Here is a 22,096-nt window from a genome sequence, read left to right as displayed (position 1 = left end):
CTATTTAGCGGGTTTTTTAGTAAGCGTATCAATTATAAGCTGATGTTTTTCACTCGCGCTTTTTCATTGATGTAGCTCTGCCAACTACGTGTTTGACGCTCAGTTGCAGGATCCCGCTTAGCCGCTTGCAATGCAGCATTCGCTTCGCGATATTTGCCTTGATAGAAGTAGGCTTCCATCATGCTCATGTGGATCTTACCGGCATCACGTGAATCAATGGCTAAAGAAGCATCAAAAGCTTTAATGGCATCGTTGTACTTTTGAATGGCTAAGTAAGCCATACCTTGGCGACGATACGCATCAGCTTCATTGGTCATTTTAGCTAATTCACCGTAGTACTCAGCGGCTTTACCAAATTCACGAGCAGCTTGGAAGTTAGATGCAATAGCATTTAACATGGTACGATCTTTTTTGATCTTACCGCTTTTCATGTATTTTTCGTAAATCGCTGCCGCTTTATGCGGAATGTTGTTATTTGCATACATTTGACCAAGCGTTTTTAGCTCAGACTCTGATTGCAAATAACCATTATTGTAAGCAATTTGCAGAGCACTTAACGATTTTTGGTAATCTTCAACTAAAGTATAAAAGTTACCTAAATAAACCCAGTATTGGCGTTCTTCAGGAAACAGTTTCACCATCGTTTCTACCGTTTCTACCGTTTTCGGGTAGTTTTTAGACTCATACAAGGCGCCCATCTTCAGCATGTAATACTGTTTGTTAGGCTCTTTAGCATAACGAATAGCATTATCAATTGGAGTAAGAACGTTTTTGTAATCACCTAGTTGGTAATAAGCATTCGCAATACGCAGATAGACATCAGCATTTTGCTCACCGGTAAACTTCATCCAAGCTTCATAGTTTCTAATGGCATCTTTATGCATATTTTCCATTGATTGCAAATCTGCAACCAACCTTAACGATGCAGAGTGATCCGTAAAACTTAGTAAGTCAGATTTAACGGCTTGTTCAAGATACTTGATCGCTTGTTTAGTATCTTTAGTGGCATACAAGTTACCGATGAAACGTGCTAAAAACGCGTTATCGAAATCATTACCACCGCGAATTTCTAATAACACTTGCAAAGCTTCGTCAACTTTTTCTTCGCTGTATAACTCAAATGCTTTAGTTACACCGCGACCTACCCGCTCACCAGGTAACTGCGTTTTACGGTTTTTGCGTTCTTCAATGCGCGCTCTGTCAGCATCAGTAATGTTAACCTGTGCCATTGCTGGCACAGAAAAACTAAAACTGGCGGCAACGATCAGAGCTGAGGTTAATAAAGATAATTTTTTCATTTCTTTAATCTCCCTGTTGCATATCTAAGCTGAAATCTAGCTGTACTTGTTGGCCAGGCTGGCGCATCGGCTTGCCATCAACAACTTTCGGGCTATATTTCCAACGACGCAGTGCACGGATAGCTTCACGGTCAAAAACACGACGTGGTTCGGCTTCAATCACTTCAACCTCATCCACACTGCCGTCTTCCATGATAGTAAAGCTTAAACGTACCCAGCCTTGTAAGCCGTCACGCGCTGCTTGCACAGGATACCGTGGTTCAATACGTACGATAGGCGTTGCATCACCATCACGTAATAAAGAACCTGGATCACCTAAGCCGGTGTTCGCACCCAGATCAAGACCTGGCATGTTGAACGAAACGCCACCTGCCGTATTGCTCATTTCTGGCTCCGGCTGCTGCTGTTTAGGCGGCTGGGCCGGTGGTGGTGGTGGTGGCGGTGGTGGTGGAGTCCGCGTCTGTGTATCTGAATCCGGCGGTGTCGTATTAATCTCTATAATAATACGCTCCTGCTCAGGAGGACGCCGCTCGCCGCTGCCCTCAATGAGCAGCGCCATAATCAGAAACAACAGGAACGTTACCACGGCACCGATAATTAACGATGTTAGGAAACGTACCATAATTAGTTATTCTCCCCAGCAACAGTAATAACAAGTGACGGATCAGCTGCTTTAATCTGGTCCATAACTTCCATTACTACACCGTGTTTCGATTCTTTGTCTGCCTGAATGATAATGGTATCAGTAGGTGACTCAGCTCTTAACCGCTCGATGTTCGCAGAAACCCGCTCTACATCAACCGGACGCTTGTCCATCCAAACTTCACCGTTAGCACGGATAGCAATAAAGATTGTCGCACTAGGCTTTTTAGTGGCCTGGGCCGCTTCAGGTTTGTTGACATCGATACCCGCTTCTTTCACGAAAGAAGTCGTAACGATAAAGAAGATCAACATAATGAAAACGATATCCATCATCGGCGTAATGTCGATTGCGGCTTCTTCGTCTTCGCGTATACGTTTACGTGCCATAAAAATTCTCTCTTAATGATGCGGTAAGCTGTCTACGAGATCAGCTTTCTCTCGTTTGACTTTAACTTCCAGCCGCGAACTGAAAAATACACCTGACAAAGCCGCAACCATACCCGCCATTGTCGGGATAGTTGCCATGGAGATACCCGCCGCCATTGTGCGAGGGTTACCGGTACCTTGGGTGGCCATGATATCGAACACCGCAATCATACCCGTTACCGTTCCAAGCAGACCCACTAATGGGCACATTGCAACCAGTGTCTTAATCAGTAACATTCTTTGATCGAGTTGATCCGTCGCTTCAGAAATCCAGCAATCACGGACTTTATGCGCATACCAGGAAGTTGTATCTTCCCGAGCATCCCACTTAGCAATGATTTCCCGTTTCATCTTAGGAAAGATTGAAGTGACATACCAGTAACGCTCTATCATCAATACCCACATGACGAAGAGCACTATGGCGACAACGTACAGGACGTTGCCTCCCGTATGGATAAAATCCTGTACTGATTCCCACAGCCCTACTAGCTGGAGATTCATTAGGCTTTCTCCTTCTCCGCGTGAGCAGCAACAATACCAGCGCTTTGCTCATCTAGAACTTGTAGAATTGATTTAGCACGTGACTGTACGATGCTGTGAACGAACAACAATGGTAAAGCACAAATCAGACCTAGAGCAGTGGTTACCAATGCTAAAGAGATTGAACCTGCCATCAGTTTCGGATCACCTGTACCGTATAACGTGATTTGTTGGAACGTTAAAATCATACCGATTACTGTACCTAATAGACCCATTAACGGTGCTACTGCAGCAAACAGTTTGATTAAGCCGATACCGCGATCAACCGCTGGGGTTTCACGTAGGATGGCTTCGTCTAACTTAAGCTCTAAGTTTTCAACATCAGCTGATTTGTTGTCGTGGTAAACTTTCAGAATACGACCCAGTGGGTTTTTCTCTGATGGTGCACCCAGGTTTTTCAGCTGTGCACGCATTTTGCCGCCAACAGAAGCTAATACTAGGATACGCTCTAAAGCAATCAGTAAACCGATAGCTAATAATACGGTGATCAAATAACCAACCGTGCCGCCCTGATGGTAGTATTCCATCAATGTTGCGCGCTGTTGGTTTAAACGTAACAGTGAGTTACCTTTAGTTGGATCCACATACATACCCGCTAATTCACCAGCACCTGCGCTGTTAAATGCAGCAACTGAGCTTTGGATTTTAGACTGTGGTGCACGACCCAGTGGCTGGATTTGGTCAGTATCAACGTTACGGATCAAATAATCAGTCGCTGTGGTTAAGTGGAAAGAACCCAAACGAGTTACACGTTGTGTAGAAGTACCACCGGCTAACTCAACCACTTCAGCGTCAAATTTTGAAATTTTAGCTGATTCAGTCATTTCAGTTAACATAGCCACCCACAGGTCTTCCATCTGATCTAACGTTGGAAGTTCAGTTGCTGCAGCGATTTCACGTAATGGTACATCACGGCCAGGATATTCAGCGCTGATGATTGAACTGCTAATGGTACCCAGTGTTTTGTTGGCTGTTTGACGAACCACACCGAATACTTCACCCATAGTACCTAAAGCGCTTTGTAACTCTTGTTGCTTTTGGGCGATAAGGATGTCGTTTTGAGCATATTCTTGCTGTAAACGTTTACCACGAGCTTCTTGATCAGCTAAGGCTTTTTTCGCCGCATTTAATAATGCTTGCTTATCAGCACGCTCAGCTAAGAATGCACGCTCACGCTCTTGGTTAACGCGGCCTTCAACTGTACGTTGCTGTTGAATTTGTTGCAGTAATTGGTCTAACTTTTCGGTATTTGCTACCGCGTTGAAAGCTACTGACGCAGAAAGTGTAACTGCCGCAGCAACAACTAAACTTTTAATTGCCATTTTCATCTATTCTTACTCCGCTGCGAAAAGTGGTACACGATCCATTTCAAGCGTGGCTTCACGACGAGCCATCTTGATGAAATTACCTACTGAAGGTAAATAGGAAGCGTCTAATGAAACCCACTCGCCAGTGCTCTTATTGAACACCCAACCAGCGCTGCCATCTAAAGCGATTGCCATTAAAGATAAACGGCCTAAGTGAACGTAATCAACCGTAATTTCGCTACCGCCAGTGGTTAACGTGCCTTGGAAAGCCGCTAACTCGCTACCGTAACCCATTTCAATTTCATAGGCTTCAAGGATTTGACGGAATTGCTCTGAACGTTGTACGTCTGAGCGAGCCATCAATTCACGTAACCGCTCAATACGCTCTAAACGACGTTCAGTACGCAGTGGAATATCGGCTTTGATGAATTGCTCTAAAGAATCGATCATGCGGAACATGAGCGGAACTGTACCTTGGTTAGTCTTTTCAAGACCGTCAATCTGGCGTTGCACAGAGTTGATTTGACGTTGTTGGTCAGCAACTAAGGTAGCTAAGAAATCGTTGTATACTTTTAAGTTGTCTGTTTGGTCAACAACTACACGGTACTCACCTAACAATTCTTGAGCTTGCTCATAAATTGTGTTGATTTTCTCTTGTGACTGAACAGCAGCACGTTGAATTTGATTATTTGCTTGATGAAGATCTTTTAAGTCTGTTGCTGCAGCTGAACCAGCCAGCGCGAAGCTGCCTGCCAACGCAGATGCCACAAGACTCATATGAGTTTTTTTATTAAACATAGTTCCCAACCAATGATTGCTGATTAACGTAACCTGATGTTGTAAGGGTCGCCGTTGATAACGACGGCAGACCCTCGTTTTAGAGGGTAAACCAACCGCATCATTACAGGTAAAAAGTAAGATGTCAACTGACAGACGCCCCTGAAACACCTGTATTTATGCGGGTTTTGTATGGTTTAACACCATTTTCTGAGTACCGATAAACTCATTATTAAATTTTTTTAACTCTTATTAATAACTCTGCTTATTTTATATGCGGCACTAATTTGCCTGCCGTATACAAATCTACCATCGCATCTAAAGATAATGGCTTAATTTTACTACCTTGGCCAGCACAGCCAAATGCCTCATAACGTGCAATACAGATATCAGACATTGCCTTCACAGACTCTTGTAAATACTTACGAGGATCAAATTCTGCAGGGTGCTTTGCCATATAACGCCGTATAGCACCTGTAGACGCTAAGCGCAAATCAGTATCGATGTTAATTTTACGCACACCAAATTTGATTCCCTGCTGGATCTGTTCAACCGGAACGCCATAGGTTTCAGGAATAGCACCGCCATATTCATTAATAATCTCCAACCAGTCTTGCGGCACTGAAGAAGAGCCATGCATAACAAGGTGAGTATTTGGAATACGTTGGTGGATCGCTTTAATCCGGTCAATCGCCAGAATGTCGTCTGTTGGTGGCCGACTAAACTTATAGGCACCATGAGAAGTACCACAAGCAATGGCTAAGGCATCAACATGTGTTTCGCGAACAAACTGTGCGGCTTCTTCCGGATCAGTAAGCATTTGATCGTGCGTTAGTTTACCCACTGCACCAATGCCATCCTCTTCACCCGCGTCGCCAGTTTCAAGCGAGCCCAAACAACCTAACTCGCCCTCAACCGATACACCACAAGCATGCGCTATTTCAACAACTTTGCGCGTTATATTCACATTGTAAGCATAGTCAGTTGGGGTTTTACCGTCTTCCGCTAGCGAGCCATCCATCATGACTGATGAAAAACCTAACTGAATTGAGCGTTGGCAAATACCTAATGAGGTACCGTGATCTTGATGCATCACAACCGGCACATGTGGAAACTCTTCCACCGCAGCTAAAATTAAGTGACGCAAGAAAGGTGCGCCAGCATATTTCCGCGCGCCTGCCGATGCTTGCACGATAACCGGACTGTCGGTTTTCTCAGCTGCCAGCATAATAGCGCGCATTTGCTCCAGATTATTCACGTTAAATGCCGGGATGCCGTAACCAAATTCGGCGGCGTGATCCAGCATTTGCCGTAATGATATCAGTGCCATGAGTTCCTCTCTTTTTTTGTTAGGTACAGTAGTAAGATTTTAGTTTTGTTATTTTAAGATTTTTTTGCACGTTCTTCTAAAATGGCGACCGCTGGTAAGGTTTTACCTTCTAAAAACTCCAAAAAGGCACCACCACCGGTTGAGATATAAGAAATATCTGCCGCTACACCATATTTATCAATTGCGGCTAAGGTATCTCCCCCACCTGCAATAGAAAACGCTGAGCTTTCTGCAATAGCGCGAGCTAAAGCTTCAGTACCTGCGCCAAACTGCGCAAATTCGAACACCCCAACAGGACCATTCCAGACTATCGTGCCGGCTTGTTTTAGTATAGCGGTAAGTTCGGCAATGCTGTCTGGTCCGATATCAAAGATCATGTCATCATTGTTAACTGTAGCAACCGGTTTTAAAACCGCTACTGTATCAGCACTAAAGGCGCTACCCACCACGACATCTGTGGGTACAGGAATGTTGCCACCGCGCGCTTTTGCTTGAGCCATCAAGCGCTGCGCTTCTGGGATTAAATCATTTTCGCATAACGATTTACCGACATTATGGCCATTGGCGGCAATAAAGGTATTGGCAATACCGCCACCGACAATCAGTTGGTCCACAATATTGGATAAAGATTCCAGTACCGTGAGTTTAGTTGACACTTTCGAACCACCGACAATAGCCACCAATGGCCGTTTCGGATTTTTCAGTGCTGCGGCTAAGGCATCTAATTCAGCGGTGAGCAAAGGGCCCGCACAGGCAACAGGTGCATACTTAGCCACACCGTGAGTAGACGCTTGTGCGCGATGCGCTGTACCAAAAGCGTCCATCACAAACACATCACATAATGCCGCTAACTTTTTTGCCAGCTCGTCATTGTTTTTGCCTTCGCCTTTATTAAAGCGCACGTTTTCAAAAACCACCACTTCACCAGCGTTAACCTCGATCCCCTCAAGATAATCGGCGACTAACCGCACAGGGACAGTGAGTGCTTTTGCTAAATAATCAGCCACGGGTTGCATCGATGAGGCGCTGTCAAAGACGCCTTCTTCAGGTCGGCCTAAATGCGACATCACCATCACTTTTGCGCCCTTGCTTAACGCTAACTCGATGGTTGGCATTGCCGCTCTTAAGCGCGCATCTGAGGTAACAACCCCCTCACTAACAGGGACATTTAAATCTTCGCGGATTAAAACTCTTTTACCGCTAAGATCCAGTTCGGACATGCGAATTACTGACATTTTATTCTCCATTGCAAAAAGCTTACCCTGCCATAGCTCTGGCGGTATCCAACATACGATTGGCAAAACCCCACTCGTTATCGCACCAAACTAGACACTTAACTAAACGTTTATGACTAACCCGCGTTTGCGAGCCATCAACAATACAGGAATGTGGATCATGATTAAAATCGACAGAAACTAAAGGCTCTTCAGTATAATCGAGGATACCGCGCAATGCTTGTTGGCTGGCTTCGCGTAACACCCGGTTGATATCATGAATACTGACATCATGATCTAAGGTAACGCTTAAATCCATTGCCGTGACATTTAACGTAGGTACCCGCACTGCAATGGCCTCAAAACGGCCAGCTAAGTGTGGCATAATGCGTTCGATACCCAAGGCTAATTTGGTATCCACCGGTATAATCGATTGACTGGCCGCTCGCGTGCGGCGGAGATCAGGATGATAAGCGTCGATGACTTGTTGATCATTCATCGAGGCATGGATCGTCGTGATGGTACCGCTTTCCACACCAAAATGCTGATCGAGCACCTGAATCACCGGCACGATACAATTAGTGGTACAAGAACCGGCTGAAATAACTTGCATGCTCGGTTCGAGTAAGTGCTGATTAATACCGTATATAATAGTGGCATCAATGTCCGCTGCCGCGGGATGTGAAAATAACACTTGCTTGGCACCCGCATCGAGATGCCACTGTGCGTGCTCTCGGGTAGAAAAAATGCCGGTACACTCCAGTACCACATCCACTGCTAATTCGCGCCAAGGTAATTCCAACGGATCGGCCTGAGCAAATAACGCAATATTATCGCCAGCCACCGTTATCCCCCCCGCAAACGATTGCACAGCATAACCAAATCGACCGTGCGAGCTGTCATACTTTAATAAATGTGCGACACCGGCTGCGTCGGCCAATTCATTAATCGCGACGACTTGAAATTGCTGTTGCCAGCCATTTTCATAAATGGCACGTAAGATATTGCGTCCAATACGGCCAAAGCCGTTTATTGCCAGTTTTATTGCCATAAACGTAACTGCAAGAACCTTATCTGCGGGTAATACTGTGCACCTAACGCGCCGTGCAAATATGAAATGAAGCAGGGTGATGATGCAAAACATCACCACCATACCTCATGCATCCTTGCCGGCGTAACGAGGCCTTGTTGGCCCCATTAGCGTTGATATGAACAGCACAGGCTCAACATGAGCCGTTATAAAAGCTTAACTTAGCTCAGTAATTGCTGAGCCGCCTCAAGTACTTTTTCGGTAGTGATACCAAAGTGAGCAAATAATTGCTCTGCCGGGGCTGACTCACCAAAAGAGTTCATACCAATGATGGCACCGTTCAAACCCACATACTTATACCATGTATCTGTAATGCCCGCTTCTACCGCAACACGTTTGGTTACGGCTTTTGGCAAAACGGCTTCACGATATGCGGCATCTTGTTGCTCAAACACATCGGTGGAGGGCATGGAAACAACACGTACCGCTTTTCCGTCAGCTTGTAATTGTTTTGCTGCTTGCATAGCCAGTTCCACTTCTGAACCTGTGGCAATAAAAATCAGCTCAGGTGCATCAACGCTATCTAATAGCACATAACCACCGCGTTTAATCGCGTCTAATTGCTCAGCATTACGGGTTTGTTGCACCAAGTTTTGACGCGTAAAAATCAGGCTGCTTGGCCCTTCACTTCGCTCGATAGCTTGTTGCCAAGCCACCGCTGATTCAACTTGGTCACAAGGACGCCAATTCATTAAATTAGGGGTAACACGTAAACTGGCTAGTTGCTCTACCGGTTGGTGTGTTGGACCATCTTCACCTAAACCAATGGAATCGTGCGTGTAAACAAAAATAACCCGTTGCTTCATTAATGCGGCCATGCGCACGGCATTGCGTGCATATTCCATAAACATTAAGAAGGTCGCACCATAAGGTACAAAGCCGCCATGTAAGGCAATACCATTCATCATGGCTGACATGCCAAACTCACGCACGCCGTAATAAACATAATTACCGCTGGCATCCTTGGCAGTCAGCGGCTTACTGCCCGACCAAATAGTTAGGTTAGAACCGGCTAAATCGGCCGAACCGCCCATAAACTCAGGCAATAAAGGGCCAAAATTATTTAGCGCATTTTGCGATGCTTTACGCGTGGCAATCGTTGCCGGGTTAGCTTGTAGCTTAGCAATATAGGCTTGGCTTTGCTCTGCCCAATTCGCCGGTAATGCTCCACTGCTGCGCCGTAAAAACTCCGCGGCTAAAGCGGGGTGAGCCGCTTGATAGCTAGCAAACAGTTGTTGCCACTTTGCTTCTGCTTGTTGGCCAGTGGTTTTCGCATCCCAATCTGCATAAATATCTGCTGGAATATCAAAAGGCGCATGGGGCCATTGTAAAAAGGCGCGAGCAGCGACAATTTCGGCATCGCCCAGCGGTGCGCCATGACAATCATGGCTACCACCTTTATTAGGCGAGCCATAACCAATCACCGTTTTACAACAAATCAAGGTGGGTTTATCGGTAACCGCACGCGCTTGCTCAATGGCTGCTTTTACTGCTTCAGGATCATGACCATCGACATTCGGCACAACGTGCCAGCCGTAGGCTTCAAAGCGCGCTGGAGTATTATCAGTAAACCAGCCTTCAACGTGGCCATCGATAGAAATACCGTTATCATCCCAAAAGGCTATCAGCTTACCTAAGCCTAAAGTACCCGCTAAAGAACAGGCTTCATGCGAAATGCCTTCCATTAAGCAGCCATCGCCTAAGAACACGTAAGTAAAGTGATCAACGATATCAAAACCTGGCTGATTAAATTGTGCGGCTAAGGCTTTTTCTGCTAAAGCCATACCTACGGCGTTAGTAATACCCTGCCCTAATGGACCCGTAGTGGTTTCTACACCAGGGGCATAACCGTATTCTGGGTGACCCGGGGTTTTAGAGTGTAATTGACGAAATTGTTTTAGATCGTCAATGCTTAACTGATAACCACTAAGATGTAATAAAGAATAAATCAGCATTGAGCCATGGCCGTTTGATAACACAAAGCGATCACGATCAGCCCAATTTGGATTGGTTGGGTTATGCTTCAAGTAATCCCGCCAGAGTACTTCGGCAATATCTGCCATGCCCATGGGTGCACCTGGGTGGCCCGATTTAGCTTGTTGTACCGCATCCATGCTGAGTGCACGGATAGCATTAGCAAGTTGTTTACGAGATGGCATGTTTACTCCTGAAAATTGGGCGCAAGGCAGGTTAAGCGCCTAGCTTGCTGCTTAAATTGCCACTATTTTCACTCAGCTGCCGGCAGATGGCAAATGTTAATCTTGCTAGATGCCTTTATTTCCTTGGCATCTGATCTAAAAACAACGAGTGGCGTAATTGACGGAAAGAAAGACGTCTGGGCGTCAAATATTACTGGTAATCAGCCGCGGTTTTCACTAAAATTAGCGGCTATTTTTTTGGCGCCCATCACTTTGCAACCTGCACTGGCATAGCTTGCCGGTACAACCTTTTGCAAATAGGCGTAATTTTAGACAGGCGCTTTGGCGCATTCCGCATTAACCAACGTGGTGGAAAACAACTAATGGCACAACATATTTTCACGTCTGAGTCAGTTTCTGAAGGACATCCGGATAAAATTGCCGATCAGATTTCAGACGCAGTGCTGGATGCAATTTTAGAACAAGACAGTAAAGCACGTGTTGCGTGTGAAACCTTCGTTAAAACCGGTATGGTACTTGTGGGTGGTGAAATCACTACTTCAGCTTGGGTTGATATCGAAGAGCTCGTTCGCAAAACCGTGCGTGAAATCGGTTATACCCATTCAGACATGGGCTTTGACGCTGACTCTTGCGCAGTGTTAAACGCAATTGGTAAACAATCTCCTGACATTAACCAAGGTGTTGACCGTGCCGATCCAAGCGAGCAAGGCGCAGGTGACCAAGGTTTAATGTTTGGCTATGCAAGCAACGAAACCGACGTTTTGATGCCTGCTCCTATTACTTATTCTCACCGTTTAGTACAGCGTCAGGCGCAAGTACGTAAAGACGGTACTTTACCGTGGTTACGCCCCGATGCGAAATCGCAGTTAAGCTTCATTTATGAAGACGGTAAGCCCATCGGTATCGATGCAGTGGTATTGTCAACGCAGCATTGTGACACGATTAGCACCGCTGATTTACGTGAAGCCGTAATGGAAACCATTATTAAACCGGTATTACCGGCTGAATGGCTCACCAGCAAAACCAAATATTTTATTAACCCTACTGGCCGTTTCGTCATTGGCGGCCCAATGGGCGACTGTGGTTTAACCGGTCGTAAAATCATCGTTGACTCTTACGGTGGTATGGCACGTCACGGTGGTGGCGCTTTCTCAGGTAAAGATCCATCAAAAGTTGACCGCTCAGCGGCTTACGCTGCGCGTTATGTTGCGAAAAACTTAGTGGCTGCCGGCTTGGCCGAGCGTCTTGAATTACAAGTGTCTTATGCCATCGGCGTAGCTGAGCCAACTTCTATCAGCTTAGAAACCTTCGGCACCAGCAAACTGAGTGAAGATGAGTTAATCAAACTGGTGCGTGAACATTTCGATCTTCGCCCACACGGTTTAATTGAAATGCTGCAACTGGAAAGACCGATTTATCTGCCTACTGCCGCTTATGGTCACTTCGGCCGCAACGAGTTCCCGTGGGAACAAACCGATAAAGCCGAGTTACTGCGTCAGTACGCAAAATAAGCAGTTGTTGTATAAAAACTAAAAAAAGGAGAGCTCAGCTCTCCTTTTTTCTTTTTTTAATGGCCGTTCAGCTGATTTGCCGCTTACCTGACGCCAAGTTTTGTGTATGATTATTGATTAGTTGTACCTTCCAGGGTCATTCACTGTAACAGTGAGTACACAATAAAAAAATAAAAAAGGATATGTTATGTCTGAACAAACCGCAGCCAATAACAATGGCTGGATGAATCGTGCGCTCAATACGATTGAGGTGGTGGGTAATAAATTGCCCGATCCTGCCGTATTATTTGCATTGTTAATGGTGATTGTTTGGGTAACCTCGTGGTTACTGTCTGGCGTGAGCTTTGATGAACTGGACCCTCGCTCTGGTCAACAAATTGCCATAGTCAACTTGCTTTCTGGTGAAGCGTTAACGAACTTCACCTCCAATATTGTCAATACCTTTGTCACCTTCCCGCCGCTGGGTGTGGTACTGGTTGCGATGCTAGGTTTAGGCGTTGCCGAATATACCGGTTTTATTAATGCTGGCCTACGCTCAATTTTATCCGTTACCCCGAAAATGCTACTGACCCCAGTACTTGTTGCGGTAGGTGTACTCAGCCACGTTGCCGTTGATGCAGGCTATGTGCTCGTGGTACCGCTTGGCGCAGTGATATTCTATGCTGCAGGTCGTCATCCATTAGCCGGTATTGCTGCCGCCTTCGCGGGTGTATCTGGCGGCTTCTCTGCCACCTTTTTTGTGCCTTCAAGCTTAGATCCATTACTGGCCGGTTTAACGCAAACCTCAGCACAAATTCTTGACCCCAGTGTCACCATCAACCCGCTTAACAACTATATCTTTACCACCGCTTCAACCTTTTTGATTGTTGCCATTGGTTGGGTGCTGACGGATAAAGTGATTGAACCTCGGTTGAAAAGTACTAAAGTTGATGGTGATACGTCACAAATGGTGACAATGGAAGCCTTAACGCCTAATGAGTCTCGTGGTTTAAGAGCAGCAGGCTTATCGATGTTAGCGGTTATCGCCTTACTTGCCCTGAGTATCGTGGTGCCAGAGCAAACGCCATGGGCAGCAAAACCAGAAGAGGTATTAGCCGGTGTAAACCCATTGCTTACTGCCGCCGCACCACTGATGAAATCGATTGTGACCATTATCTTTGTGTTCTTTTTAGTGCCAGGTATTGTGTATGGCTATGTGTCTGGCTCGGTAAAAAATCACCGTGATGTGGTCAAAGGTATGAGCCATGCCATGAGTGGTATGGGCTATTATATTGTGATGGCGTTTTTCTGCGCCTTGTTTTTATATGCTTTTAACCAGTCTAATCTGGGTGTGTTACTCGCGTTAAAAGGCGCCAATGCGTTAAAAGCCATGGGCTTGCCTTTGGGTATGACACTGGTGGGTATTGTATTCTTATCTGGCTTTGTCAATTTAGTGGTCGGTTCAGCGTCGGCTAAATGGGCATTGATTGGCGCTATCATGGTGCCCATGCTGATGGAGTTAGGGATCTCGCCTGACTTAACGCAAGCGGCTTATCGGGTGGGTGATTCCTCAACTAATATTATTACGCCACTGCTACCCTACTTCCCGCTAATTGTGGTGTTCTGCCAGAAATACGTGAAAAATAGCGGTATCGGTACCCTAGTGGCGCTTATGCTGCCCTTCTCGGTCGTGATGCTGGTGCTTTGGACGGCCTTCTTACTAGGCTTCTGGGCGTTAGATATTCCACTGGGCCTCGGTTCAACTTACGAGTACGTGCCAGTGCGCTAAGTTGTTTACGGCCACTTTGCAAAACCGCTGCTCGCAGCGGTTTTTTATTTTGAACCCGCAGCTCAGGCTGCTAACATTAACGCTTTTAGCATCGGAACCGCCGGCATGCGTATACCTCGTATTTATACTCCTCAAACTTTGAGTGTTAATCAAACACTGCTTCTTGATGATGACGCAGCAAATCACGTGTCTCGCGTGTTACGCATGCAAACGGGCCAAGCCATACAACTCTTTAATGGCGATGGCTTTAATTACGACAGCCACATTGTTGATGTCAGCAAAAAGCAAGTGCAGGTACAGGTTGTGGCACAACAGGCTAACCCGGTTGAGTCACCGCTATCTATTCACTTAGGTCAGGGTATTTCACGCGGCGATCGCATGGACTTTGCCATTCAAAAAGCCGTAGAGTTAGGTGTGACTGAGATTACCCCCCTGTTTACCGAACGTTGTGGCGTAAAACTGGATGGTGAACGTTTAGCTAAACGTAACGAGCAATGGCAAAAAATTGCCATAAGTGCCTGTGAGCAAAGTGGTCGCAGTGTTGTGCCAAGGGTACATTCGGCGATTTCTTTAGCGCAATGGCTGGCCCAACAAACAAAAGAATTAAAACTCACCTTGGATCCGCGCGCCAGCGCCACCATTAAAACATTAAGTCCAGCGCAAACAATTCGGCTGGTTATTGGCCCGGAAGGCGGCTTTACTGATGCCGAAGTCATCGCTACGGCCCAAGCTCAGTTTACGGGTATTCAGCTCGGACCGCGCATTTTACGAACAGAAACGGCTGCACTAACCGCCATTAGTGCCTTGCAATTGCAATTTGGCGATCTTGCCTAAGGTTAAATGTTATGACGATAAAACTGGGTATCGTGATGGACCCCATCAGCCAAATCAACATCAATAAAGATTCCAGCTTTGCCATGCTGCTGCAGGCGCAAAATCGTGGTTATGAAATTCATTATATGGAAATGGCCGACTTGTATTTGTTACAAGGCCAAGCGCGTGCCCGCACGGTTACGCTGCGGGTTCAACAAGATCAACAAAGCTGGTATCAATTTGGTACTGAACAAGATATCGCCCTGAGCGAACTTGATGTGATCCTGATGCGTAAAGATCCCCCGTTTGATACCGAATATATTTATGCCACTTACATGCTAGAGCGAGCAGAAGACTTGGGGACCTTGATCGTCAACAAGCCGCAAAGCCTGCGTGATGCCAATGAAAAACTCTATACCAGCTGGTTTAGTCAGTTTACGCCTAAAACCTTAGTCAGCCGTGATCCCGCGCGGTTAAAAGCCTTTTATAAAGCTGAGCAAGATATCATTTTGAAGCCGTTGGATGGTATGGGCGGCGCATCGATTTTCCGCTTACAACCGGGCGATCCGAATATCAGTGTTATCATTGAAACGCTGACTGAACATGGCAGTCGTTACGCTATGGCCCAACGTTTTATTCCAGAAATTACCCAAGGTGATAAACGAATATTGGTGATCGATGGTGAACCTGTGCCATACTGCTTAGCAAGGATCCCTGCTTCAGGGGAAACACGCGGCAATCTGGCTGCGGGTGGTCGAGGTGAAGCTCGAGCCTTGTCTGAAACCGATTGGCAAATCGCTAAAGCCATCGGTCCAACACTAAAAGCCAAAGGGTTAATCTTCGTCGGCCTAGATGTTATCGGCGATAAATTAACTGAAATCAATGTCACCAGTCCAACCTGTATTCGGGAAATCGAAGCCGCTTTTCCGATCAGTATTACCGGCATGTTGTTTGACGCCATTGAACAGCGCCTGGCAGCACGCTTAACGCCGTAATGATATCGCGGAGGTTGTATGCAAGGATTTCAGAACCATTTTCTCATTGCAATGCCTGCCTTGGACGATCCGATGTTCAAACGCAGTGTAACCTATGTTTGTGAGCACAATGATGAAGGCGCTATGGGTATTGTTATCAATCACCCACTCTCGGTCAGCGTGGCTGATTTATTGAAACAACTCGAAATAACCTTTGATGCCGACAGCCCGGTGGCCAGTAGCCAAGTTTGTGCTGGCGGGCCGGTACAGAGTGATCGTGGCTTTGTATTGCATACCGCTAAACCGGGCTATCATAGCAGTATGCCATTGGAAAACGGCTTAATGGTCACTACCTCAAAAGATATTTTGATGGATTTAACCACCGCCGCTGCGCCAGAGAAATTTATTTTGGCGCTGGGCTATGCCGGTTGGACCGCCGGCCAGTTAGAGCAAGAAATTGCGGATAATAGCTGGCTAGTAGTGCCTGCTGATAATCATATCATTTTTGATTTGATCCATGCTGAAAAATGGCAATCCGCAACCGCGGCCATTGGCATTAAACCTTGGCAATTAACCAACGAGGCTGGCCACGCTTAATGCAACATCGCACCATTTTATGTTTTGATTATGGCACCAAAAGTATCGGGGTCGCTGTCGGTTCAGAATTAACCGGCAGTGCTACCTTACTGCCTGCTTTAAAAGCGCGTGATGGCATTCCGGAATGGGAGCAGATTGAGCGCTTAATAAAAGACTGGCAACCGCAGTTATTGTTAGTCGGTTTACCGCTTAATATGGACGGTACTGAGCAAGACTTTACCGTGCGAACACGTAAATTCGCCAACCGCCTCCATGGCCGTTTTGGTTTAGCCGTCGCGCTACATGATGAGCGTTTATCCACCGCAGATGCGCGCAGTAGACTATTTGCAGAAGGCGGTTATCGTAATCTGAGTAAAGACAAAGTAGACAGCCTATCGGCACAAATTATTTTTGAGGGCTGGCATGAACAACAACACTAAGCCTGATTTGCCACAAGGCTATTATCAACACTACAAAGGGCGTTATTACCAAGTTGTTGACTTGGCTATGCATAGCGAAACCGCCGAATGGCTGGTGATCTATCGTGCGCTGTACGGCGATTTTGGCCTGTGGGCTCGCCCTGCCACCATGTTTAGTGAAAACGTTGATATTGCTGGCGAACTGAGCCCGCGCTTCAGTTATGTTGGCTCAACCTTATCCAAAGCACTAAGCTCACTGGCAAATACCCCTTAACGATGAACAGCAGCGACGCTAATAATCGTCGCTGTTACCCATACTACAACGCGCCCTAACTTTGTTGCCGATACCACTCACCCAGAATTAAGCTCGCTGCCACGCTCACATTAAGCGATTCCACTTTACCGGTGCCGGGTATTTGCAGCGCGATATCGGCGTTTTTCGCGACATGTTGCGATACACCAAACATTTCTTCACCAAACACAATCACCACTTTGGCCGGTAATGGCGTGTTATATAACGAGCTTCCGCCATGGCTAGAGGTTGTAATAAGCGTATAACCCGCCTCTTTACAAAGCTTCAGCGCCAGTGGCAGATTGTCGCAACTTAAACCATCCACAAATTCACCGCCGCCTTCAGCGGTGCGTAGCGCCGCGCCCGATTGTAATAACTCAGGCTGCTTCATAATAATGCCGCCCACGCCAAAATGGGCACAGCTGCGGGTAATGGCGCCTAAATTATGCGAATTTCCTATTCCGTCTAAAGCGAGTAAGCAGTCCTTCTTAAGCCTATTTTGTTGTAAATAACTGGCAATGGATTGGATAGGCTTATTTTTTACCAGCATCACAATGCCGCCATGATGCTGGCTGGCAGCGATTTTCTCTAATTCAGTATCTTCCACTATGTGGTACGCTTTTTTAGACGCCGCCAGATACTTCATTACGTCCGAAAATTTCGGTGCTACTTTCTCTGATACATACAACCGTATTACCGATTCAGGCCGCTGTTGAAACAGTACACGGCAAGCGTTTGGGCTATAAACTTTGCTCTCATCGCCCTGCACTGACTTCACCGATTTCGCCGCCTGTGCTTTTGCAGTTGCAGTATTGCGGTTAGGCTTACCAGCGGCAGCCTTATCGGTTTTGTTCCACGGCTTGTGTAATGGATTAGCGGCTTTGTTTTTATTCGGACGGTGTTGAGACATTGGTGTTCCTGTATTAGCCTTATGGCCTGCAATCATTAATGCGGCGAATTTTAGCAGCTGCGCGGCAACAATACTTCTGTTTTGCAACTGGCAACCCTACTTCATCACACCAATGGCCAATAGCAGATTAAAGCACGATCTCTAAAGACCAACCTCAGCTACTGATAACATCGACCTAGAGCTGAATTTTGAAATAGGAGCTTTTTAGGTTAATGTTCTATATCGTGCTGGAAACTAGCATCCAGTTGCTATATAACGCCACTTTCCTATCTCTTAATATTCAAGGCTGTAAATTAAAAATATGAGAACAGAACAGCAGATATTTGAAGCACTTGAAGAGTTAAGTAGACAAGATGGTTTTTGGGAAATAATTGCCTTCTTCTGCTGGAAAGATACATTTATTCACTTTTCCGGTGACAAACTAGATGAAAAAGCGTTTTCTGGGCAATTTGATCGCACTAGGCTATCCCGAACTGAACTTTCAACTCTAGTTGGCTTAGCGTGTAAACATGGCTTTAAGGCAACTCAATTAAGTTTCGATGAATTGAAATGCAGAGCAGAAGATTTATGGCACCTTCTTGACGAACTGCATAATTCATTTTACACAACGTTAGACTTTTCAAGTTTGGTAGCAAAAGTTAAACAAGAAGATGAGAGAGCAACCTTTTCAAATAAGATTTTTTCTGACTTTATCCACAGCAATGAGCATAATGCTTTTATGCGAGAGGCTATTTTTTATGGCGGTGATGGAGCCTATAAACACCAATATAGAGATTTAGCAAAGCGACGTTATTCGTATGATGATAATTGGCTACAAACGAACAAAGGTTTTAGCATAATTCAAGCTGCAACTGTGATAAATGCAATAGACCAAATTCAACTACAAAAAGTAAATCATGCAGTATCTGAATCTCGAAGTTGGCCATTGCCCTACCATCTGCCCGTTTTTATGTTTGAACCGTCTGAAATTACTAAACAGAGCGGCCTCGACCTAAAGATTGTCACTGCCGTAATTGATGCTTTTTCTGCTCAACCAGAAGAGGGTATGGATTGTTTTAACAGTGTCGATGATTTTAATCATAGAAATGCTTTTCCTTTAATTAAAATAGACACAGACAAATATTTGAGCTTCCAGTCATATAGCTTATGGGAAAGCCTTTATGAAAGCCCATTTTTCTGGTTTGGAGCAGACAAGAAATACAATGTAATAGCCAGCAGCCATCGAGGTGTCTTTACTGAAGAATTCGCTAAAGAACGTTTAGCATTAGTGTTTGGGGAGAAAAATGTTTTATCCAACATCGATCTATTTGATGGAAAAAATAAAATTGGTGAGATTGATGTACTGGTCACATTCGGAGCTTATGCAATCGTTGTCCAAGCAAAATCTAAAAAGCTAACAATTGAAGCACGTAAAGGAAACAGTTCACAACTTAAAAAAGACTTTAAATTGGCGATCCAAGATGCGTACGACCAATCGCTTATATGTAGCGAGGCGCTAATTAGTGGAGGGTTAACGCTAAAAGACTCATCGGGTACAGCTATAGAATCTATAGGAACTGATTTTAAAGCAATATTTCCTATCTGCCTTGTATCAGACCACTTTCCAGCTCTTGCCGCTCAAGCAAGCCACTTTCTTGACTATAAAGTTACTAACACCATAAAACACCCTTACGTTATGGATGTTTTTTTGTTGGATATGATTTCAGAAATGTTGCAATCACCCTTACGGTTTCTAGACTACATGACCAAGCGCAGTGATTTCGGTGATTCAATAGTTTCAAACCATGAGCTAGTGACCCTTTCAACATATATCTTACAAAACCTATATTTTGACGAAAATCCCAATATGGTTATGCTTGGAGACGATATCTCTGGCGCCCTAGAATTAGCAATGCTTGCGAGAAGAGATGGATTTGATGGAACAAAAACTCCTGAGGGATTTCTAACTGCTCATAAGAATACCTATGTCAGCGGTATCATAGAGGATATAGAGAATTCATCAGATTATGCGCTTCAAAAACTTGGGTTTCATCTTTTATCAATGTGTGGCAAAAGTATTGATTTACTTAACTCGGCAATCGCAAAACTTATTGAACAATTTAAAAAAGATTATCGCCACCATGATATAACACTCCCACTATTTGACGTTAAATCAGGCCTGACCATTCACTGCAGCGAGGACGATCATGAAACTGCGTATAAAAGGTTAATAGTCCATTGCGAGAAGCGGAAATATATCTGCAAAGCCAATTATTGGGTCGGATGTTGTCTTAGCCCAGCACACGGCAGATTGAGATTTGCGTCTTATCATGAATCAGAGTGGGAACAATCTAGTGAAATGGACAAGTTGGTGGCCGACCTAAAACCTCTGCATTCTATAACTCCAACTCCTAGATCATCCCCAAAACAATCTATGAGAAGTGGCGGAAAAAAGATTGGTCGAAATGCACCTTGTCCATGCGGAAGTGGCAAAAAGCATAAACATTGCTGCATCGTATAATCTAATTATTTTAAATGGTTTTATGAGTAATTTGTGCATTACTCAATCATGCCTGCAAGCCTCACTACTCTCTGATAATCATGCCATAACCATATTTTGCTGGTTGTTTTTTTATGATGGTGTGAAAGTACATTGCTTATATTCGCTATGATAGTCCTTAAAGTAAAATCATTACTGTAGTCTGAGCTTCTTAACTGCCTAACTCCAAAATAAAGCTCCTTATACTGCTCACCATGATGACTATCCACAGTTTCTTCATGCATGACAGAACAAATCATATTGATTTTATAGATCTCTGAGAGACTGACTAATTCACCGTTTAAAGTGAAATCCGTATTTGTAAACACACCGGAAATCATAGGGTTGCTGGTTTTTCTTTCAATAAACTGAGAATGCTCCTTATCGAACTCAATTAACGCAGTTATTAATGAAAAAACATTAATTAGCTGAACTTTTTGACTTAGATCATAGGCATGAATCGCTGTACGTAAGCAGGCGTTTAATTTATTTATTAATTGATCTATGTCTCTTAAGCTTAGATCGAATGCAACTGACAACCATTCTAAGTATTTAGTTGTGCTTTGGCGCCCTAAGTTACTAATTTCAGGATAAAGTATCACTCTTGAACCATATTCATTGTTACTAACTTTTGAAAGTCCTATGTACTTCTCTAATTTTGGTTCATCCAGCCTTGCTTCTCTATTAAAAAATCGTTTCAAGTAAGTCGTCGAGTCGAATGAGGAACCATATACGGATTTTATAGACTCACGGAGTTGCTTAGTGTCAGTTGCGACTACAAAAACAAAATGTTTTGTTGTGAAAAAGTGCTTAATAACTTCCAGCATTTCAATTGCATAGCTTGGGCGGCACCGATCTAATTCATCGACTAAAACAAAAACTGGTAACCGTTTGCTGTAATTTTTCTGAATAACTTCAGCAAGATTTCCCAGTTCTGTACGAATGCTTTTTATTGCTTCAATCTGTTCAGCATGTTCTTTTTTCACGCTATCAAGAAAGTCGTTTGGTGACTTTTCGAACAGAGCCTTAGCCATTTCACTACCTGCGCTTGCGTCAGCTAGTAAATGCTTAGATAAAAGACCTGCACCGCCGATAATGGCCCCCTTAACGGCCTTACCTAAAAATTCTCCGACTTTACTAAGTTCAGTACCAATATCTTCGTTAATCGCAGAAAGCTGGTTCAAAAGTTCACTTGATACGACAGATAACGGCATTTCGGAAAAATCACTTTCCCAAGCATCAATATATATGGTTGGATGGCCTTCTGTGATAAATAAAGAATATAACCGCCTTAAGAACTCGGTTTTTCCTGTACCCCAAGCACCATTTAAGTTGAGGACAAAACCATCATGCTCACCGGCCAGGTAATTTTTAAGGAATTCGCCGTACTCGCCACGATCAAGCTTACAGTTTTCAAACGTATACTTTGTCAGCCACTTTTCGTATTTGCAGCTTAATGCAGCCATAGCCTGTACTTCCCTTAATGCATGAATCTTAGTTGTTTTTTTAGATAGTAATTTGCTTTCTGTCTT

At 44.8% G+C, this 22,096-nt stretch carries 20 protein-coding genes; 8 read left to right on the top strand and 12 right to left on the bottom strand.

The genetic code is table 11. From position 1 onward, the window contains the following. Positions 1–32: 32 nt before the first annotated feature. From L1N97_RS07110 to tkt, 10 genes are all read right to left on the bottom strand, one after another. A complete protein-coding gene (locus L1N97_RS07110) occupies positions 33–1,298 on the bottom strand; it encodes a tetratricopeptide repeat protein (RefSeq protein ID WP_236129296.1) in 1,266 nt (421 codons plus the stop codon). Between the two features lie 4 nt (positions 1,299–1,302). Next, the gene (locus L1N97_RS07105; RefSeq protein WP_236129295.1) at positions 1,303–1,920 is read right to left on the bottom strand and encodes an energy transducer TonB; all 618 of its coding nucleotides are present in this window, start codon (positions 1,918–1,920) and stop codon (positions 1,303–1,305) included. A 2-nt stretch (positions 1,921–1,922) separates the two neighbouring features. Beyond that, positions 1,923–2,327 (bottom strand): ExbD/TolR family protein, encoded by a 405-nt coding sequence (locus L1N97_RS07100; RefSeq protein WP_226751876.1) that lies wholly within the window; start codon positions 2,325–2,327, stop codon positions 1,923–1,925. Positions 2,328–2,339: 12 nt separating this feature from the next. Next, a complete protein-coding gene (locus L1N97_RS07095; protein ID WP_236129294.1) occupies positions 2,340–2,867 on the bottom strand; it encodes a MotA/TolQ/ExbB proton channel family protein in 528 nt (175 codons plus the stop codon). Beyond that, positions 2,867–4,234: a MotA/TolQ/ExbB proton channel family protein gene (locus L1N97_RS07090; protein ID WP_229584465.1), complete on the bottom strand. Its 1,368-nt coding sequence runs from the start codon at positions 4,232–4,234 to the stop codon at positions 2,867–2,869. Before L1N97_RS07090 ends, L1N97_RS07095 begins: the two co-directional genes overlap by 1 nt. Positions 4,235–4,240: 6 nt before the next feature. After that, the gene (locus L1N97_RS07085) at positions 4,241–4,990 is read right to left on the bottom strand and encodes a DUF3450 domain-containing protein (RefSeq protein WP_236129293.1); all 750 of its coding nucleotides are present in this window, start codon (positions 4,988–4,990) and stop codon (positions 4,241–4,243) included. 265 nt (positions 4,991–5,255) lie between these two features. Continuing rightward, complete coding sequence (gene fba / locus L1N97_RS07080; RefSeq protein WP_229584467.1) at positions 5,256–6,320, bottom strand: class II fructose-bisphosphate aldolase; 1,065 nt, start codon at positions 6,318–6,320, stop codon at positions 5,256–5,258. A gap of 53 nt (positions 6,321–6,373) precedes the next feature. After that, positions 6,374–7,555, bottom strand: a complete 1,182-nt coding sequence (locus L1N97_RS07075) for a phosphoglycerate kinase (protein WP_229584468.1) — start codon at positions 7,553–7,555, stop codon at positions 6,374–6,376. Positions 7,556–7,577: 22 nt separating this feature from the next. Further along, positions 7,578–8,585 (bottom strand): erythrose-4-phosphate dehydrogenase, encoded by a 1,008-nt coding sequence (gene epd / locus L1N97_RS07070; RefSeq protein ID WP_229584469.1) that lies wholly within the window; start codon positions 8,583–8,585, stop codon positions 7,578–7,580. Positions 8,586–8,785: 200 nt separating this feature from the next. Then, positions 8,786–10,783: a transketolase gene (gene tkt / locus L1N97_RS07065; RefSeq protein WP_236129292.1), complete on the bottom strand. Its 1,998-nt coding sequence runs from the start codon at positions 10,781–10,783 to the stop codon at positions 8,786–8,788. Between the two features lie 362 nt (positions 10,784–11,145). Here tkt and metK point away from each other — a divergent pair, with 362 nt between their 5' ends. The 7 genes from metK (at position 11,146) to L1N97_RS07030 (ending at position 17,118) form a co-directional block, all read left to right on the top strand. Beyond that, positions 11,146–12,294 (top strand): methionine adenosyltransferase, encoded by a 1,149-nt coding sequence (gene metK, locus L1N97_RS07060; protein ID WP_236129291.1) that lies wholly within the window; start codon positions 11,146–11,148, stop codon positions 12,292–12,294. Positions 12,295–12,481: 187 nt separating this feature from the next. Continuing rightward, positions 12,482–14,062 carry an AbgT family transporter gene (locus L1N97_RS07055; protein WP_229584472.1) on the top strand — a complete coding sequence of 527 codons (1,581 nt, stop codon included), beginning with the start codon at positions 12,482–12,484 and terminating at the stop codon, positions 14,060–14,062. A 105-nt stretch (positions 14,063–14,167) separates the two neighbouring features. Beyond that, positions 14,168–14,896, top strand: a complete 729-nt coding sequence (rsmE, locus tag L1N97_RS07050; protein WP_236129290.1) for a 16S rRNA (uracil(1498)-N(3))-methyltransferase — start codon at positions 14,168–14,170, stop codon at positions 14,894–14,896. An 11-nt stretch (positions 14,897–14,907) separates the two neighbouring features. Then, positions 14,908–15,870 (top strand): glutathione synthase, encoded by a 963-nt coding sequence (gene gshB / locus L1N97_RS07045; RefSeq protein WP_229584474.1) that lies wholly within the window; start codon positions 14,908–14,910, stop codon positions 15,868–15,870. An 18-nt stretch (positions 15,871–15,888) separates the two neighbouring features. Next, a complete protein-coding gene (locus L1N97_RS07040) occupies positions 15,889–16,446 on the top strand; it encodes a YqgE/AlgH family protein (protein ID WP_236129289.1) in 558 nt (185 codons plus the stop codon). Further along, positions 16,446–16,865 (top strand): Holliday junction resolvase RuvX, encoded by a 420-nt coding sequence (gene ruvX / locus L1N97_RS07035; protein WP_226751863.1) that lies wholly within the window; start codon positions 16,446–16,448, stop codon positions 16,863–16,865. Before L1N97_RS07040 ends, ruvX begins: the two co-directional genes overlap by 1 nt. Beyond that, positions 16,849–17,118 (top strand): DUF1653 domain-containing protein, encoded by a 270-nt coding sequence (locus L1N97_RS07030; protein ID WP_236129288.1) that lies wholly within the window; start codon positions 16,849–16,851, stop codon positions 17,116–17,118. The genes ruvX and L1N97_RS07030 overlap by 17 nt, the downstream gene beginning before the upstream one ends. Positions 17,119–17,173: 55 nt before the next feature. On the opposite strand, the gene L1N97_RS07025 is transcribed toward L1N97_RS07030, so the two are convergent. Then, the gene (locus L1N97_RS07025) at positions 17,174–18,046 is read right to left on the bottom strand and encodes a tRNA/rRNA methyltransferase (RefSeq protein ID WP_236129287.1); all 873 of its coding nucleotides are present in this window, start codon (positions 18,044–18,046) and stop codon (positions 17,174–17,176) included. A 301-nt stretch (positions 18,047–18,347) separates the two neighbouring features. On the opposite strand from L1N97_RS07025, the gene L1N97_RS07020 reads away from it, so the two are divergent. Next, positions 18,348–20,546 carry an SEC-C metal-binding domain-containing protein gene (locus L1N97_RS07020; protein ID WP_236129286.1) on the top strand — a complete coding sequence of 733 codons (2,199 nt, stop codon included), beginning with the start codon at positions 18,348–18,350 and terminating at the stop codon, positions 20,544–20,546. A gap of 38 nt (positions 20,547–20,584) precedes the next feature. Here the strand turns inward: L1N97_RS07020 and L1N97_RS07015 are convergent, their stop codons facing one another. Then, positions 20,585–22,030: a KAP family P-loop NTPase fold protein gene (locus L1N97_RS07015; protein WP_236129285.1), complete on the bottom strand. Its 1,446-nt coding sequence runs from the start codon at positions 22,028–22,030 to the stop codon at positions 20,585–20,587. Between the last annotated feature and the right edge of the window lie 66 nt (positions 22,031–22,096).

This window comes from Rheinheimera sp. UJ63, from assembly GCF_021568285.1.
Lineage (GTDB): Bacteria > Pseudomonadota > Gammaproteobacteria > Enterobacterales > Alteromonadaceae > Alishewanella > Alishewanella maricola.
The sequence above is the reverse complement of the archived record's forward strand: the minus strand, read 5'-3'. Positions and strand labels throughout refer to the sequence as shown.

Coding starts and splice junctions, on each gene's coding strand:
- L1N97_RS07110 (WP_236129296.1), bottom strand. CDS start 1,298: ATGAAAAAATTATCTTTATTAACCTCAGCTCTGATCGTTGCCGCCAGT.
- L1N97_RS07105 (WP_236129295.1), bottom strand. CDS start 1,920: ATGGTACGTTTCCTAACATCGTTAATTATCGGTGCCGTGGTAACGTTC.
- L1N97_RS07100 (WP_226751876.1), bottom strand. CDS start 2,327: ATGGCACGTAAACGTATACGCGAAGACGAAGAAGCCGCAATCGACATT.
- L1N97_RS07095 (WP_236129294.1), bottom strand. CDS start 2,867: ATGAATCTCCAGCTAGTAGGGCTGTGGGAATCAGTACAGGATTTTATC.
- L1N97_RS07090 (WP_229584465.1), bottom strand. CDS start 4,234: ATGAAAATGGCAATTAAAAGTTTAGTTGTTGCTGCGGCAGTTACACTT.
- L1N97_RS07085 (WP_236129293.1), bottom strand. CDS start 4,990: ATGAGTCTTGTGGCATCTGCGTTGGCAGGCAGCTTCGCGCTGGCTGGT.
- fba (WP_229584467.1), bottom strand. CDS start 6,320: ATGGCACTGATATCATTACGGCAAATGCTGGATCACGCCGCCGAATTT.
- L1N97_RS07075 (WP_229584468.1), bottom strand. CDS start 7,555: ATGTCAGTAATTCGCATGTCCGAACTGGATCTTAGCGGTAAAAGAGTT.
- epd (WP_229584469.1), bottom strand. CDS start 8,585: ATGGCAATAAAACTGGCAATAAACGGCTTTGGCCGTATTGGACGCAAT.
- tkt (WP_236129292.1), bottom strand. CDS start 10,783: ATGCCATCTCGTAAACAACTTGCTAATGCTATCCGTGCACTCAGCATG.
- metK (WP_236129291.1), top strand. CDS start 11,146: ATGGCACAACATATTTTCACGTCTGAGTCAGTTTCTGAAGGACATCCG.
- L1N97_RS07055 (WP_229584472.1), top strand. CDS start 12,482: ATGTCTGAACAAACCGCAGCCAATAACAATGGCTGGATGAATCGTGCG.
- rsmE (WP_236129290.1), top strand. CDS start 14,168: ATGCGTATACCTCGTATTTATACTCCTCAAACTTTGAGTGTTAATCAA.
- gshB (WP_229584474.1), top strand. CDS start 14,908: ATGACGATAAAACTGGGTATCGTGATGGACCCCATCAGCCAAATCAAC.
- L1N97_RS07040 (WP_236129289.1), top strand. CDS start 15,889: ATGCAAGGATTTCAGAACCATTTTCTCATTGCAATGCCTGCCTTGGAC.
- ruvX (WP_226751863.1), top strand. CDS start 16,446: ATGCAACATCGCACCATTTTATGTTTTGATTATGGCACCAAAAGTATC.
- L1N97_RS07030 (WP_236129288.1), top strand. CDS start 16,849: ATGAACAACAACACTAAGCCTGATTTGCCACAAGGCTATTATCAACAC.
- L1N97_RS07025 (WP_236129287.1), bottom strand. CDS start 18,046: ATGTCTCAACACCGTCCGAATAAAAACAAAGCCGCTAATCCATTACAC.
- L1N97_RS07020 (WP_236129286.1), top strand. CDS start 18,348: ATGAGAACAGAACAGCAGATATTTGAAGCACTTGAAGAGTTAAGTAGA.
- L1N97_RS07015 (WP_236129285.1), bottom strand. CDS start 22,030: ATGGCTGCATTAAGCTGCAAATACGAAAAGTGGCTGACAAAGTATACG.